The organism is Paractinoplanes durhamensis, assembly GCF_016862175.1.
Lineage (GTDB): Bacteria > Actinomycetota > Actinomycetes > Mycobacteriales > Micromonosporaceae > Actinoplanes > Actinoplanes durhamensis.
Genome location: NZ_BOML01000050.1, coordinates 183694 through 198484, shown reverse-complemented (window position 1 = coordinate 198484; position 14791 = coordinate 183694). Strand labels below are relative to the sequence as shown.

17 protein-coding genes are annotated in these 14791 nt (G+C 69.8%); 8 read left to right on the top strand and 9 right to left on the bottom strand.

The annotated features are described in order from the left end of the window. Positions 1-96: 96 nt before the first annotated feature. Positions 97-1539: an RNA-guided endonuclease InsQ/TnpB family protein gene (locus Adu01nite_RS31030; protein WP_203732026.1), complete on the top strand. Its 1443-nt coding sequence runs from the start codon at positions 97-99 to the stop codon at positions 1537-1539. On the opposite strand, the gene Adu01nite_RS31025 is transcribed toward Adu01nite_RS31030, so the two are convergent. The 5 genes from Adu01nite_RS31025 to Adu01nite_RS31005 are packed head-to-tail and all read right to left on the bottom strand — an operon-like array spanning position 1536 to position 8736. After that, the gene (locus Adu01nite_RS31025) at positions 1536-2843 is read right to left on the bottom strand and encodes a neutral zinc metallopeptidase (RefSeq protein WP_203732025.1); all 1308 of its coding nucleotides are present in this window, start codon (positions 2841-2843) and stop codon (positions 1536-1538) included. The two genes, Adu01nite_RS31030 and Adu01nite_RS31025, sit on opposite strands and share 4 nt — an antisense overlap. A gap of 31 nt (positions 2844-2874) precedes the next feature. Then, entirely contained in the window at positions 2875-3699 is an 825-nt protein-coding gene (locus Adu01nite_RS31020) for a carbohydrate ABC transporter permease (protein ID WP_203732023.1), read from the bottom strand. Beyond that, positions 3699-4622 carry a carbohydrate ABC transporter permease gene (locus Adu01nite_RS31015; RefSeq protein WP_203732021.1) on the bottom strand — a complete coding sequence of 308 codons (924 nt, stop codon included), beginning with the start codon at positions 4620-4622 and terminating at the stop codon, positions 3699-3701. Before Adu01nite_RS31015 ends, Adu01nite_RS31020 begins: the two co-directional genes overlap by 1 nt. A gap of 9 nt (positions 4623-4631) precedes the next feature. Continuing rightward, positions 4632-5945, bottom strand: a complete 1314-nt coding sequence (locus Adu01nite_RS31010) for an ABC transporter substrate-binding protein (RefSeq protein WP_203732019.1) — start codon at positions 5943-5945, stop codon at positions 4632-4634. 25 nt (positions 5946-5970) lie between these two features. Continuing rightward, positions 5971-8736: an alpha-L-rhamnosidase gene (locus Adu01nite_RS31005; RefSeq protein ID WP_203732017.1), complete on the bottom strand. Its 2766-nt coding sequence runs from the start codon at positions 8734-8736 to the stop codon at positions 5971-5973. A 178-nt stretch (positions 8737-8914) separates the two neighbouring features. Between Adu01nite_RS31005 and Adu01nite_RS31000 the strand changes: the two genes are divergently transcribed. The 4 genes from Adu01nite_RS31000 to Adu01nite_RS30985 all read left to right on the top strand — a co-directional run bounded on the left by Adu01nite_RS31000 (position 8915) and on the right by Adu01nite_RS30985 (position 10993). Beyond that, positions 8915-9799: a helix-turn-helix transcriptional regulator gene (locus Adu01nite_RS31000; RefSeq protein ID WP_203732015.1), complete on the top strand. Its 885-nt coding sequence runs from the start codon at positions 8915-8917 to the stop codon at positions 9797-9799. A 51-nt stretch (positions 9800-9850) separates the two neighbouring features. Beyond that, on the top strand, positions 9851-10075 hold the full coding sequence (locus Adu01nite_RS30995) for a hypothetical protein (RefSeq protein ID WP_203732013.1): 225 nt from the start codon (positions 9851-9853) through the stop codon (positions 10073-10075). Positions 10076-10220: 145 nt separating this feature from the next. Continuing rightward, a complete protein-coding gene (locus tag Adu01nite_RS30990) occupies positions 10221-10487 on the top strand; it encodes a hypothetical protein (RefSeq protein WP_203732011.1) in 267 nt (88 codons plus the stop codon). Further along, positions 10484-10993, top strand: coding sequence for a mycothiol transferase (locus Adu01nite_RS30985; RefSeq protein ID WP_203732009.1), 510 nt, complete (start codon positions 10484-10486; stop codon positions 10991-10993). Before Adu01nite_RS30990 ends, Adu01nite_RS30985 begins: the two co-directional genes overlap by 4 nt. Here Adu01nite_RS30985 and Adu01nite_RS30980 read toward each other — a convergent pair. Next, entirely contained in the window at positions 10945-11973 is a 1029-nt protein-coding gene (locus Adu01nite_RS30980) for a helix-turn-helix transcriptional regulator (RefSeq protein WP_203732007.1), read from the bottom strand. The two genes, Adu01nite_RS30985 and Adu01nite_RS30980, sit on opposite strands and share 49 nt — an antisense overlap. Positions 11974-12036: 63 nt before the next feature. On the opposite strand from Adu01nite_RS30980, the gene Adu01nite_RS30975 reads away from it, so the two are divergent. Genes Adu01nite_RS30975 through Adu01nite_RS30965 form a run of 3 tightly spaced genes read left to right on the top strand, consistent with a single transcriptional unit; the run spans position 12037 to position 13243 of the window. Continuing rightward, entirely contained in the window at positions 12037-12486 is a 450-nt protein-coding gene (locus tag Adu01nite_RS30975; protein ID WP_203732005.1) for a hypothetical protein, read from the top strand. Beyond that, entirely contained in the window at positions 12483-12968 is a 486-nt protein-coding gene (locus Adu01nite_RS30970) for a hypothetical protein (protein WP_203732003.1), read from the top strand. Before Adu01nite_RS30975 ends, Adu01nite_RS30970 begins: the two co-directional genes overlap by 4 nt. Before the next feature lie 2 nt (positions 12969-12970). Then, positions 12971-13243, top strand: a complete 273-nt coding sequence (locus tag Adu01nite_RS30965) for a hypothetical protein (RefSeq protein WP_203732001.1) — start codon at positions 12971-12973, stop codon at positions 13241-13243. 183 nt (positions 13244-13426) lie between these two features. Here Adu01nite_RS30965 and Adu01nite_RS30960 read toward each other — a convergent pair whose 3' ends face one another. From Adu01nite_RS30960 to Adu01nite_RS30950, 3 genes are read right to left on the bottom strand one after another with little or no spacing between them, the layout of a single operon-like run. After that, positions 13427-13750 carry a hypothetical protein gene (locus tag Adu01nite_RS30960; RefSeq protein WP_239132819.1) on the bottom strand — a complete coding sequence of 108 codons (324 nt, stop codon included), beginning with the start codon at positions 13748-13750 and terminating at the stop codon, positions 13427-13429. Positions 13751-13773: 23 nt separating this feature from the next. Further along, positions 13774-14166: an HflX-like GTP-binding protein gene (locus Adu01nite_RS30955; RefSeq protein WP_203731997.1), complete on the bottom strand. Its 393-nt coding sequence runs from the start codon at positions 14164-14166 to the stop codon at positions 13774-13776. Further along, positions 14163-14789 carry a TetR/AcrR family transcriptional regulator gene (locus Adu01nite_RS30950; RefSeq protein WP_203731995.1) on the bottom strand — a complete coding sequence of 209 codons (627 nt, stop codon included), beginning with the start codon at positions 14787-14789 and terminating at the stop codon, positions 14163-14165. The genes Adu01nite_RS30955 and Adu01nite_RS30950 overlap by 4 nt, the downstream gene beginning before the upstream one ends. Between the last annotated feature and the right edge of the window lie 2 nt (positions 14790-14791).

The window sequence follows — 14791 nt, the reverse complement described above, 5'->3', positions numbered from 1 at the left end:
CATGAACGTTCGCCGGGTCCGAGCTCGAAGAGTTCTTGTCGGCGTGGCATCACGAAGGGGTTGTCGTACGCCTAGCTGTCCAGTAATACTGGTCTCATGCCTAGATATCGGGAAGCGGGAACAGGACCGGTGGTGCACCGCACCGCCCGGATCGGGTTACGCATCACCCGCGCCCAGCGGCAGCGTTGTTTCGGCCTGTTGCGCTCGGCCGGTGACGTGTGGGCGTGCGTGCTGGAGATCAACGCGTGGCGCCGTCGCCGCCGGGACAAGCCGGCGGCGGGCTATCAGGAGTTGTGTCGTCTACTGGCGCAGTCGGGTCCGGGCACGTTCGGTGAGCTGGACACCACCGGCGCCCGGTCGGTGCTGCGCCGCTACTCCGACGCCTGGTTCTCCGCGGCCGCCCGCCGCAAAGCCGGCCATGTCGAGGTGAGGTTCCCCCGCCGACGTCGCGGGTTGATGCCGGTCCGCTGGCATCATGGCACCTTCACCGTCACCGTCCGAGTCCTGCGGATACCGACCGCCCGCGGCTGCCCACCACTGACGGTCCGCCTGGACCGGCCGATCCCGTATCCGGCAGACACGGTCCGGTCGGTGACGTTGTTGTTCGCCGACGGCCGCCTATCGGTCGACATCACCGTAGAACTGCCGGTCACCGCCTATTCGGCCGGGCAGGAACCCGACCCGCGCCGCGTCGCCGGGGTCGACCTCGGCATCATCCACCCGTTCGCCGTCGCTACCGCCGGCGGCGGGCACAGTTTGCTGGTCTCGGGGCGGGCGATCCGGGCTGAACATCGGATGCACCTGGCCGACACCAAAGGCCGCCGCCGGGCCGCCGCTGCCCGCGCGCCCGGCAAGGGACAGCGCGGTTCCCGGCGGTGGCGCAAGACCCGGCGGCGGGCCCGGCTGGTCGAAGGCCGCCACCGGCGCCGGGTCCGGCAAGCCCTGCATGAAGCAGCGAAAACAGTGGTCAGCTGGGCCGTGCACCAGCGGATCGGAACGTTGACCGTCGGTGATCCCCGCGGAGTTCTCGACCTGCCGGCCGGGCGGCGGCACAACCTGCGCCTGCGGCAGTGGCAGATCGGCCGCACCCTGCAGATCCTGCAGGACAAAGCTGCCTTAGCCGGGATCCGGGTGCATCTGGTCGACGAACGCGGCACCTCCTCGACCTGCCCCGCCTGCCAGAAGAGGATCAGCCAACCCCGTGGCAGGAACATGACCTGCCCGCACTGCGCGTTCGCCGGGCATCGTGACCTTGCCGCGGCGTACACCATCGCCGGCCGAACCCCGGGCGGCGCCACCACGACCCCACCCGCAGCGTCGGGTGGGGTGGTCACGCACCGTCGAGCCGGACGACACCTCCCCGGTGTCGCCCGTGCACGGCGTGACCCCCGCCGCCGCCCACCTCGGACGGTGACGGCAGGGTCTGTTGGCCGGCGGAGGCCCGCCCCACCAACCTTGGTGGGGAGTCGCTCGCCTAAGGGCGAGGATCCACAACTAAGCCGGGGCACACCCGGTGAACGTTCGTGGACACCGCACTAGACACAGACTCCCAGGCCTTCGAGGACGCCCTTGCGGTACGAGGCGATCCGGTCGAACGCTGATGGGCCCGTGTTGTCCTCGGCGCGGCCGAAGGCCAGCAGGGCCGTCACCGCCTCGTCCAGGTCGCCGGGGGAGAGGCGGATGCCCTCGTTGTTCTGGTTGTCGCGGGTCAGCAGGTCGTTCGTCCACGCGCCGGCCAGGCAGTCGACCGTGAGCTGACCGGCCTTGCCGCTGGTGTCGGCGCCACGGCGCTCCTGGGCGGCCCGGGCGAACAGGTCGCCGAGCAGCATGCCGATCGCGAAGTCGCCGATCTGCTGGTAGAGCCGCGGCCCCAGGTCCGAGTTGTCGAACGCCACGAAGTTGCCGGACGGGCAGTAGAACGCGGCACCCTCGGCGGTCTCGTCGGGGTCGTTGCAGTCCGGCGGGGCGCCGTCGGTGAACGGCTCGACCCCCAGCTGCGGCCAGTCGCCGCCGCCGGGCAGCTCCCGGAACGTGCGGGTCCAGAATTCCTCGGCGTCCTTGGCGAGCGCGTTGACCGCCTGGGCGTACGGGAGCTCGCCGCCGGTGGCCGCCTCCTCCTCGGTGCTGAACGGCACCTCGGTGACCTGCAGATTGCCAGCGGAGTAGCCGGCGCACTTCTTGGCGCCCTGCTGCACGCCCTCCTGCAGCGCCCGCACCCGGTCGAACGCGTTGCCGTGCGCACCGTCGGCGAGGGCGGGGGTGCCGGGCTGGTCGCGCAGCATGAGGATGCCGGCCACGGTGTTGTCGACCTGGGTCGCGGACGGCTTCTTGAACGCCGTCGACCGGCCGGCCTGCACGTCGGCGAGCCAGGCCCCGGCGTAGCAGTCGGCCTGCTGTTCGAGCACCACGGTCGGCTGCTGGATGTCGCCGACGCGGGCCTGGATGGCATGCCCGTACTCGTGCGCCATCACCACCCCGACCAGCAACGGCCCGAAGCCCTCCTGCAGCTGCGGGATGAGCTGCTGGGCGTCCCAGGCGATGAAATCGCCGTCGGGGCAGTAGAACGCGTTCGGCTGGTACTCGAAGTCCTGCCCGCCGCAGTCGGGCGGCGGGGTCGTCTCGGTGTAGGGGAAGTAGCCGCCGCTGATCGGCTGGAAGGCCTTGCCGGCGGCGATGCCGGGGAAGTTGGCCTTCCAGAACCGTTCGACGTCCTTGAGCGACTTCGTCACCACATCGGACGAGCCCTGCTCAGGGCGGGCGCCATCATTCGAAGGGGTGGGGGCCAGCCCGCACCCGGCGATCAGCACCGCCGCCACCAACAGACCGATCCGATGCGCGCGCATGTCTCAGGAGTACCCAATCAACGCAACCGTGTCACCCCTTGACAGCTCCCGCCGTCATGCCGGCGACGATCTGCCGGTTGAAGAACAGGTACATGATCAGCGGCGGGATCGTGATCAGCAGGATGTTCATGAAGAGCAGGTTGTTCTGGGTCGAGTACTGGCTGGAGAAGTTGAACAGGGTCAGCTGGACGGTGGCGTTCTGGTCGCCGGGCAGGAAGTAGAGCGGGTTGGTGAAGTCGTTGAAGACCATCACCGACTGCACCACCACCGACGTCACGATGACCGGCTTGAGCAGCGGCAGGATCACCCGGAAGAACAGCCGGGCCGGGCCGGCGCCGTCGATCACCGCGGCCTCGTCGAGCTCGCGCGGGATGGTGCCGATGAACGCCCGGAACAGCAGGATGACGAAGGCCAGGCCGAACGCGATCTCGACCAGGATCAGGCCCGGCATGGTGCGGAACAACCCGATCTTCTGCAGGACCCAGATGGTCGGCACGACCGCGGGCGGGATGATCAGGCCGGCCAGCACGAACATGTTGATCAGGCCGTTCCAGCGGCTCCGCTTGCGCTGCAGCGTGAACGCCACCATCGCGCCGAACACCACCATCAGGGTCACGCTGGCGACGGTGAGGATGGTGCTGTTGATGAACGCGATGATCAGCATGTAGTCGCGGGCCTGGACCACGTCGATGAAGTTTTGTACGAAGCGGAACTGGGTGGGCCAGCTGAAGTTGAGCAGCGACGCCTCCTGCTGCGTCTTCATCGCGGTGAGCAGGATGAACGCGAACGGCACCAGGAAAACGACGACGGACACCAGGATCGCGATCGCGCTGAGCGCGTAGTTCTTCCGCGGCATCAGAGCTCGACCTCCTTGCGGTTGAGGAACCGCGACAGCGGCAGGATGATCGCCGTGACCACCAGGAACAGCACGACGTTCCCGGCGGTGGACAGGCCGTAGAAGCCGGCCTGGTACTGCTTGTAGATCACCGACGCGATGACGTCGGAGGTGAAGCCGGGGCCGCCGCGGGTCATCGCCCAGATCAGGTCGAACGACCGCAGGCCGCCGATCAGCGACAGGATGATCACGGTGACGGTGGCCGGCCGGGCCAGCGGCAGCACGATGTGCCGGAAGTTGTCCCAGGCGCCGGCGCCGTCGACGCGGGCCGCCTCGAAGTACTCCTGCGGGATCGACACGATGCCGGCGATGTAGATGAGGGTGGCCAGGCCGACGCCCTTCCAGATGTCGACCAGGGCGACCGAGATCAGCGCGAGCGACGGGTCGGTCAGCCAGCCCGGTCCGGTGATGCCGATCAGGTCCAGGGACTGGTTGATCAGGCCGCGCTCGGGGTTCATCAGTACGGTGAAGGTGAGGCCGACCCCGATCGTCGACACCAGCACCGGGAAGAACACCACCGAGCGCAGGTAGCCGCGGCCGACGATCTGCGAGGTCAGCAGGATGGCCAGGCCGAGACCGAGGACGACCTTCGCCCCGGACGTCAGCACCGCGTAGACCAGGGTGTGCCAGAGGCTGCTGATCAGGCCCGGCTCCTGGAAGAACGTCACGTAGTTGTCGAACCCGATGAACTTCGAGTCGAAGATGCTCCACCGGGTGAGGCTGAAGTAGAAGGCGATGACCGTCGGCACCAGGAACAGCACGCCGTAGATGACCGCGGCCGGAAGATAGAACCAACTGGTGTACGGGCTGTGGGCCCGTACCCGGCCCGCCGCGGACGCGCTGTTACGCGTCCGGGCGGACCGGTGCACGGTGGTGGTTGCCACGATCGATTCCTACCAGCCTTCGAGGCCGAGCTGCTGGGCCTGCTTCTTGACATCTTCGTCGTAGAGCTTGGCGGCGGCATCAGCCTTGCGGATGCCGGAGCCGACCTCGACGCAGATCTGCTCGAGCGCCGGGCCCTTGACCGGGGAGACGAACTCGAGCGCCAGGCTGGAGTTGCCGGAGTCGATGTAGCCCTGCATGTCCTTGACGGCCTGCGGCACGTCGCCGAGCGTGCAGCCCTTCACCGCGTACGGTCCGGTCGGGGTGGAGGCGGTGGTCTGCGAGGTGCAGCCGTCCGGGCTGGCGATGTAGGCCAGGAACTTCTTGGCCGCGTCGAGCTTGGCGCCGGTGGTGGTGGCCGGGATGTAGACGCCGTTCGGGCTCCACACGGTCAGGTTGTTCTTCGCGGCGTCGGTGCCCGGGATCGGGAACAGGCCGATCTTGTTCTCGCTGCCCGGGTTGTCGGCGATCAGCTGGCTGAGCAGGGCGGACAGGATCGGGTATTGAGCACCCTTGCCCTGGGCCAGGTAGCGCAGACCGTCGGCGAGCTTGGCCGAGGCGAAGTCCTTGTTCGTGTACCCGGCGTCGTGCACCTCCTGCAGGTGCTGGAAGCCGGCCTCGGCGGCCGGGGTGGTCGCGTACTTCGCCTGGTTCTTGGTGTACTTGTCGGCCCAGTCCGGGTCGGCGCTGGTCACGTTGGCGAAGTCGCCGAGGATGAACAGCTGCGAGGTCCAGGTCTCGCCGTACGTCTGGATGACCGGATCCACCCCGCCGGCCTTGATCTTCGCGTTGTTGGCCATGAAGTCGGCCCAGGTCTTGGGGACCTGGAGGCCGAGCTTGGCGTACACGTCCTTGTTGTAGAGGATCGCGCCGGCCATGTACGAACCCAGCGGAACCCCGTAGATCTTGCCGTTCGAGGTGACCGCGGTGGTGAAGTTCTTGTCGAGCTGGCCGATGTTCTCGGTGTCGCCGAGCGGGGCCAGGTTCTTCTCCGGGGCCATCGCCTGGAACAGCGAGCCCGAGTTGTACATGAACACGTCGCTCATGTCGCCGGTCGACAGCCGGGTCTTGATCAGGTTGTCGCCGTCCGTGCCCTGCGGCCGGGTGTCGAGCTTGATGGTGATGTTCGGGTTCTTCGCGGTGAAGTCCTTCACCATCTGCTCGGCGACCTTGAGCGTCTCCTGGCCGTTGTCGATCAGGTAGGTGAGCGTGACCTTACCGTCGCCGCCCTTGTCGTCGCTGCTGCCGAGGCTGCCCGCGCTGCACGCGGTCAGGGCCATCGACGTCGCGGCGAGCAGGGCGATCGCTATGTGGCGTGTTCTCATCGCAATCCTCCGGAGGGAGAGGGGATCATTCGGTTTCGTACAGGGCGCGCATGCGGTCCGCGCCCGGGATGAAGCCATCCGCGGTGGCGGCGTCGACGACGGTGGTCGCCGGCGCGTCGAGGAACCGGGTGAGGCGATCGGCGAGCGCGGCCTCGTCCGTCGCCACGCCCGCTTCGCGAGCGGCCGAAACCAGCCGGTCCCAGCTGGGTTCGTGGTCCATCAACTGCCGGATGGTCGGCTCGGCAGGTGCTTGCTCCTCTGGGGCGTACGCGTCGGGCACGGTCCATTCGTACCGCCCATGGCGTACCTCAACAGGCGTTTCCTGACCCGGCAGGGTGACCACCGCGGTCGCCCCGACCGGAACGGTGAGCTCGAGCCGCAGGTCGCCGCCGGAGCGTTCCCAGGCGACCGAGGCCTCGCCGTAGGGCGTGATGTGCCGGGCGGAAGCCCGGGCCAGCCGCCGGCTCGGCAGCGGGCGCACCTCGATGAGCTGGTAGCCGGGAGCGCCCGGGGCGAGGCCGGCCACCCGGCGGTGCAGCCAGTCGGCGACGGCACCGAGCGCGTAGTGGTTGAACGAGGTCATCTCGCCCGGGTTGATGCTGCCGTCCGGGAGCATGCTGTCCCAGCGCTCCCAGACCGTGGTGGCGCCCATCGTGACCGGGTAGAGCCAGGACGGGCAGCCGGTCTGCAGCAGCAGCCGATAGGCGAGGTCGGCGTGGCCGGTGTCGGCGAGCGCGTCGGTCATCAGCGGGGTGCCGACGAAGCCGGTGCTGATCCGGAAGCCGGCGCCGCGGACCAGGTCGGCGAGCCGGTCACCGGCGTTCTTCCGCTGCGCGGCGTCGGGCAGCAGCGCCCACTGCAGGGCGAGCGCGTAGGTGGTGGCGGCGTCGCTGAGGACCCGGCCGCCGGGGGTGACGTATTCGCGGGCGAACGCGTCGCGCACCTTGGTGGCCAGCTCGCCGTACTCGCGGGCGGTGTCGGCGTCGCCGATCACCTCGGCGGCCAGCGCGACCACCTCGGCCGAGCGGGCCAGGTGGGCGGTGGCGATGACGTCCGGGTCGGCCTTGGCCCGGAACGGGTCCTCGGGCGGGGCGGTCGGGTCGAGCCAGTCGCCGAACTGGAAACCACCCGACCAGAGCAGGTTGTCGCCGGCCAGCGCGGCCATCCTGTCGACCCAGCCGCGCATGCTCGGCAGCTGCCGTTCGAGCACGTCCCGGTCGCCGGTGCGCTGGTAGATCACCCACGGCACGATGGTGGCGGCGTCGCCCCAGGCGGCGGTGGCCGGGCCGGGGCGGCGGATCACGTCCGGAATGACGTACGGGACCGAGCCGTCCTTCTGCTGCTCGGCGGCGAGGTCGGCGAGCCAGCTGCCGAGGAACCCGGCGGTGTCGTACAGGAAGCTCGCGGTGGGGGAGAAGACCTGGATGTCGCCGGTCCAGCCGAGCCGTTCGTCGCGCTGCGGGCAGTCGGTGGGCACGTCGACGAAGTTGCCGCGCATGCCCCACACGACGTTGTCGTGGAACTGGTTGAGCAGCTCGTGGTCGCTGTCGAACCAGCCGGTCCGCTCCAGGTCGGAGTGGATGACCACGGCCTCGATGTCGGCGGCCAGCAGATCGTCGACCCCGGTGACCTCGGCGTACCGGAAGCCGTGGAAGGTCAGCTCCGGCTCCAGAACTGCGTCGCCGTCGACCACGTAGCTGTCGGTGGCCCGGGCGGTGCGCAGCGGCCGCACGCCGAGCTCGCCGTCCTCCAGAACCTCGGCGTGCCGGATGGTCACCTCCCCGGCAGCTCCGCTTACCGTGACGCGCACCCAGCCGACCAGGTTCTGGCCGAAGTCGACGAGGGTCTTGCCGCTGGGTGAGGTGGTGACACTCACCGCCGGGAGGACCTGGGTGATCCGCACCGGCGGCCCGTCCGGCGCCACCAGCAGGGACAGGTCGGCGTCGAGCACGTCGACCGGGGTGCGATCGCCCTCGGCGCGGGTCAGGTCGGTGCGCTGGCCGTCGTAGAGGTCGTCGCCGACGATCCGGCTCTCCCGGGCGGTCCAGCCGCCGTCGGTGTTCAGCACGTGCGTGCTGCCGTCGGCCAGGGTGACCTCCAGCTGGGCCAGGGCGGCCAGGCGGTCGCCGTAGATCGCGCGGCCGCCCTGGAAGCCGAGCCGGCCGCGGTACCAGCCGTTGCCGAGCAGGATCTCCACGTCGTTGCCGCCGGCGTGCAGCAGCGCGGTGACGTCGTGGGTCTGGTAGCGCAGCCGGTGCCGGTAGGCGGTCCAGCCCGGGGCGAGCTGCTCGTCGCCGACCCGCTCGCCGTTGATCCGGGCCACGTAGAGGCCGTGCGCGGTGGCGTAGAGGCGCGCCTTGACGACCTCGCCGGGCAGCTCCAGGGCGCTCGCCACGATCGGCGCCGGGGCGTCGAGGGCGGTATCGCGGGGGCTGACGAAGCGGGCGGTCCAGTCGGCGGGGGCGAGAAGACCCGCCTCCACCTCCGCCGGGGCGCTCCAGTCGCTCCAGGCGGCGGCGTCACCGACGCGGACGCGGACGCTCGCCGACTCGCGCGCCGCCAGCGGCGCACTCGGCCAGGCCACCAGGACCTGCTCGCCGGAGGCGGCCGGGTGCACCTCGGCCTGACCACCGCGGGTGATCTCGAGCTCGTAGCGCGCCTGGCTCCAGTCGTCCGGGGCGGCCGTGACCACCCAGGACAGGCGCGGCGTCGCGGTGCCGATGCCGAGGGCCGGGCGGCCGGCGGGGTGGTGTTCGAAGCGGAGGGCGGATGGTGCGGCAAGGTCGGGCATGACACTCCATCGAGGTGAAACGATTCAAGAACCGCTGCGCGAAATGCTGGTCACAATGTTTCGGCTTGATGGCGAAGACGTTTCGCTTGCACCCGATCCTGCGGTGTGGCGCAGGCCACTAAATAGCCCGAGATTCACCGGACCTAGCACGAAATTCACCTGGGCTCTACGGTGAGGCATGGATGTCTTCCCCGTCGAGCAGACCCGGACGCTGCTGCATTTCATCGACGGCTCGCTCGCCTTCGCAGGCCACTACCTGCACGAAGACACCCATCCGATCCACACCCACAGCTTCGTGGAGATCGCCGTGGTGATGGGTGGCGAGGGTGCGCAACGCAGTCTGGCCGGCCGGCAGCAATTACACGTCGGGGACGTGTTGCTCTTGCGGCCGGGCGTCTGGCACGGCTACGAGGACTGCACCCACCTCGACCTCTACAACTGCTGCTTCTCGACCGAGCTGCTGCGCCGCGAGCTCGCCTGGACCAGGGAGGATCCGCAACTCGGGCACCTGCTGTGGACCGGGCCGTACGCCGAGCAGCGCCGCGGCATTCTCACCGGGCACCTCGCCGGCGCGGATCTCGCCGCCTGCGTCGAGCATCTGGAGGCGCTGCACGACCTGCGCGAGGCGCCGCTCGCCACTTACCGGGGTGACCTGGTCGGCCGGCTGACGCTGTTCCTGTCGTCGCTGGCCCGGGCCCTGGTCGACGAGTCCGTCTCGCACGGCACCACCCACCCGGCCGTGCTCGACGCGATGCGAATGATGGAGGAAAGGCCGGAATATCACTGGACGCTCACCGAGCTGGCGGCCGCGCTGCACGTGGCGCCCGGCTACCTGGTGCGGCTCTTCAAGGGCGCGACCGGGCTGCCGCCGATGGCCTACCTCTCCCGGCACCGCGTCGAGCTGGCCGCGACCCGCCTCCTGCACACCGACCAGCCGATCAACCGGATCGGCGAGTCGGTGGGCTGGCCCGACCAGAACTACTTCGCCCGCCGCTTCAAGTCGCACTACGGGCTGAGCGCCTCGACCTATCGGGCGCGCTTCACCAAAGCCCTCAAGACTTGACGTACGCATCGGCGCCGGTCGATATTCGAGGTCTTCCCCCGGGAGGCCCGCATGGCCGAAGTCACCTACGCCACCATCGGCTACGCCGCGCCGGTGCTGCTCACCCTGCTGCGGGTGTGCCAGGGCATCGGGGTCGGCGGCGAGTGGGGCGGCTCGGTCCTGCTGTCGATGGAGTGGGGCTCGATCCGGCGGCGCGGACTGATGGCCGGCTGGCCGCAGCTCGGCGTGCCGCTCGGCCTGGTCACCTCCACCGGCGTGGTGCGACTGGACCGGTGACAGCTTCGAGGCGTGGGGTTGGCGGATCCCGTTCCTGCTCAGCGTCGTACTCATCGGGGTCGGAGTCTATGTTCGCCTGCGGGTGTGATGGAGAGCCCCGAGTTCGCGGCGGTGGCGTCGGCCGGCGAGGTGGCCGATCGTCGACGTGCTCCGCCCCGAGTGGCGGACCGTCCTCAGCTCGGCCTTCGTGCGGCTCGGCGAGCAGGCGCCGTTCTACCTGTTCACCAGCTTCGTGCTCACCTACGGCACGAAACAGCTGGGACTGACCCGCGACGGCCTGCTCGACGACATCCTGATCGCGGCGACCGTCGGGCTGATCAGCGTGCCGTTGTTCGGCCACCTCTCCGACCGCTTCGGCCGCCGCCCTGCTGCTGATGCCCCGGCGCCCGGAGCCGACAATCCAGGACCATGACCATCGAGTTCCCGGCCCCGACGACCCCCGCGGCCGGGCAGGCCGAGGTGTTCGTCCGTTACCTCGACTACTTCCGCGAGACCGTGCTGGCCCGGGTCGCCGCGCTGCCGCCCGCGGAGCTGCATCGCAGTCGCCTGCCGTCCGGCTGGACCCCGCTCGAGCTGATCAAGCACCTGCGCTACGTCGAGCTGCGCTGGATCGAGTGGGGTTTCGAGGGCCGTCCGGTGCCGGAGCCGTGGGGCGACCGGCAGGACGACCGCTGGCACGTGACCCCGGACGAGACCGCTGCGACCTTGACGGCCTCGTTGCGCAGCCAGGGTATCCGTACGACCGAAGTGGTCTTGGGCTCTTCGCTTGCCGCAACCGGCGCGCCGGGCCCGCGTTGGGAGGGTGCGGAACCGGCCACCCTGGAACGGGTCCTCTTCCACCTCCTGCAGGAGTACGCCCGGCACGCCGGTCATCTCGACGTGGTCGCCGAGCTGGCCGGCGGGCCGGTCGGCGAGTAGATCCCGGCCATCGCCCGGATCGTGTCGATCATGTGGCTGACCAGCGCCGGCGGGGCGAGCACCTGGACCTCGGCGGCCAGCCGGAGCAGGCCGCCGGTGGCGTGCGCGACGCTCTCCATCGGGATCGTGGCGCGCTGCCAGCCATCCGGGCCGGGCGGTTCGAGGGTGTTTTTCGCGGCGCGGGCGGCCCGCGGGCCCAGGACGTCGGGGAGTGCGGCGACGCCGGCCGGGCTGAGCCGCACCACGGCGACATCCTCCTGGTCGGCGCTCTCGTAGCGGTCGACGTGCTCCCGCCAGAACGCGGCCAGGTCGAAGGTTGCCGGGCGGGCGGCGCGTTCCGGCGTCGTCTCCAGCGCCACGATGGACGACACCCGATAGATGCGCGGCCGGTCCTCGCCGGCGGCTCTCTCGTGGGCGGCGATCAAATACCAGACCCCGGCTTTGAGTACGAGGCCGAGCGGGTGCAGCCGCCGGGTGACTTCGCCCGGCCGGGGCGACCATCGGCGATACCGCACCTCGATGATCCGGTCCTGCCACAGGGCCTCGGCGGCGGCCGGCAGATGCGGGACCGCGTCCGGCTCGCGGTACCAGCCCGGCGGGTCGAGGTGGAACCGCTGCCGGATCCGGGTCGACGCCTCCCGGTAGGACGTCGGCAGCGCCGCCATCAGCTTCAACTCGGCGGCGGCCAGGTGCGCGCCGAGGCCGAGCTCGGCGGCCGGCTCCGGCAGCCCGGTCAGGAACAGCGACTCGGCCTCCGGCTCGGTCAGCCCGGTCAGCCGGGTGCGGTAGCCGGCCATCAGCTCATACCCGCCGGTCGGCCCCGGCTCCGCGTAGATCGGCACGCCGGCCGCGGCCAGAGCCGTCACGTCCCGGTAGATCGTCCGGGCGGTCACGCCCAGCTCGGCGGCCAGCTCGGGGGCGCTGAGCCGCCCTCGGTTCTGCAGCAGCAACAGCAGGGAGAGAAGCCGGCTAGCGCGCATGCCCGAAGTCTGTCAGCGACCCCTGACAGAAGATGTCAGGGGTAAGCCCGCACGATCTTCGGCGTGAACGATTTCGATTTCCTCAACGGCTCCTGGACCGTCCGCAACCGCCGCCTGCGCACTCTCCTTGAGGGCAGCGACGACTGGGACACGTTCCCCGGCCACAGCACGTGCCGGCCCATCTTCAACGGCGCCGGCAACACCGACGAGATCGTCTTCCCGACCTTGGACAGCCGAGGCTTCACGCTGCGCCTGTTTGACCAGGACCGGAAGGAGTGGTCTCTTTACTGGGCGAGCAGCCGGACCGGCCTGCTGTACCCGCCCGTGGTAGGCACCTTCAGCGAGGGCCGGGGCGACTTCTACGGCGACGACACCCACGAGGGAAAGCCGATCCGGGCGCACTTCATCTGGTCCGACATCACGGCCACGTCGGCCCGATGGGAGCAGGAGTTCTCCGCCGACGGCGGCCAGACCTGGGAATCCAACTGGATCATGGAGTTCACCCGAGCATGACCGACCACTTTTCGGCCGTCGCCCCCGGCTACCACCACGTGCCCAAGCGGATCACGCCCGCCGAGCCGCTGGTGCTCCCCACCACATACCTCAAGTGGTACCGGTTGTGCCGCCCCGACCAGGTCATCGACCCGGCCGTGGAGGCAGAGGCACGCGCCTTCCTCACGGCCGAGACCGAGGCGGCCCGGCTACCGATCGCCGGCGACCTGGGCTTCGCGATCCACCACCTGAGCGGCGAACACACCCACCTGCTGCTGGTCTTCACGTGGCGCGAGAACAACGAGATGTGGGAGACGGTGTACGTCCGGGGCGCCACCGGCTTCGACCTGATACCGCAGACAACGCACCGCGCAGTGATGTGCGTGTGGGAGTTCGGCGCCGTCGCCCACGAGCACGAGGCCTGGACGAGGTACTTGCGCTCACCGAGAGACGCCCCCGCCAAGCAGGCTTACGTGACCACCCAGTTCTCCGGCACGATCTAGCCATGCTCCTGGTGGCGATAGTCGAGATGGTCCCCGGCCGATCCGAGGAAGGCCGGCACTACGAGAACGAGGTCCTCAAGCTGCTGGCCCGCCACGGCGCAACCGTGGAGCGCCGAACCCGAAGCACGGACGGCACGGCGGAGGTCCACTTGATCCGCTTCCAGGCCCGAGAAGGCTTCGAGTCATTCATGGCCGACCAGGACCGAGCCACCCTCCGAGAGAAGGCCGGCCCCGCTGCCCCGACCACCAGGGTGATCGAAGTCCTGGACGTCTAGCGACACATCGGGGTTGCGGTCCGGCCGCCGCAAGACCGTGCCCTCCGGGCAGGGAGGCTGCGACCCGCGCCGTCCGAAAGTCAGGGTCACGGGCCAATTTCCGGGATGTCGGGGCCTCGAAGCTGGGCCGAGGACCCGGTTTCAAGGAAGTGCTGGTCCGGTGCGGTGCGGTAGCGCCGCACTTCAGAAGGCTGCGTCGGCCACTCCGCTGAAGCCGCTCAATCCGTGCTTCCGGGCCAGGTCGAAGATGGTGTCCAGGCGGTCGAGCATGCCTACCGGTAAGGTGAGCAGGACGTACTTTGCGCCGTCTTCGGGTGTGTCGAGCAGGTCGTAGTCGGCCGGCTCCAGCACGTCGATCAGGTCTGGCCAGCGGGACAACAGCTCGCCGCGGAACCACGAGACGTCGGAATGCGGTTCGAGTGGCTCGGTCACCCCCTCGGCCAAGCCGTCGAAGATCTCGCCGGGGTCGCCCTCGCCGGCCTTCCAGAACGCGACGTCGCTACTCACGGCGGCCATGCTAATCGTCGACGTCAGTGAATCTCGGTGCCGCTGAATACGGGACGGCCGAGGAGTTCCGTCAGGACCGTCTGCTGTACGGGGGTCAAGGTGTTCACGAAGGCCACGGCGTCGATGTCGGCCGCTCGGCACGCCTCGGCTATCTCGCGGACCTTGCCCTCGGTCAGCAGCGTGCGGCGGGAGAACGGCTCGGACATCCGGGCCGCGCCGCCCGGGCGTTCCTTCCAGCGGTCCGAGGCACCTCGGCGCTGGACGTGCCGGCCCACCACCCGGCCGCCGCAGGCCTCGACCAACGCGGCGAGCCGGTCCAGCCGGAGCTCGAAATCCTTCTCCTTGGCCGAGAACAGGCCGACGATCACGACGTCGGCGCCGTCGAGCGGGTCATCGCGTTTCCGGTACCGCTTCACGCCGACATGATTGCCGACGGGCCGGGGGTCAGGGACGCGAGGATGATGTGGCGCGCCTCGTGGACCGTGGTGGGCAAGGCGGCGGGGTCGCGGCCGATGCGTTCGGCTCCGGCGCGCATGACGCCGGACAGCAACTCCACCGTGAGCCCCACGTCGCCCGGGTCGCGGAACTCCTTCCGGGCGATGCCGTCCCGGACGACCTTCTCCACCGCGACCACGATCTCGTGGAGCGGGCTGCCCGGGCCCTTCGGTTCCGCGGTGTCCGGTGGGGCCGAGCCCGGCCGGAACATCAGGTGCAGGGCCTGATCCGTGAACGCCTCCAGGACCGCCCCGACGATCTCCGCGATCCGATCGGCGGCCGGGTCCGCGGAGCGTGCCGCGATCGCGGTGACCCGCTCCACCGTGGGCCGGCCCGCCCGCTGGGTCAGCGCCAGGACCAGGGCGTGTTTATCGGTGGCGTAGTTGTACAGCGTGTTGCGGGCCAGGCCGGCCCGGGCCGCGAGGTGGCCCATGTTGATCGAGTCGTAGTCGCGTTCGAGCAGCAGCTGCCGCATCGCCTCGGCCAGGTCGGCCCACACCATCTCGTGGTGCTCCTCGATCGTGGCTCCCCGAATCCGCGGCATCG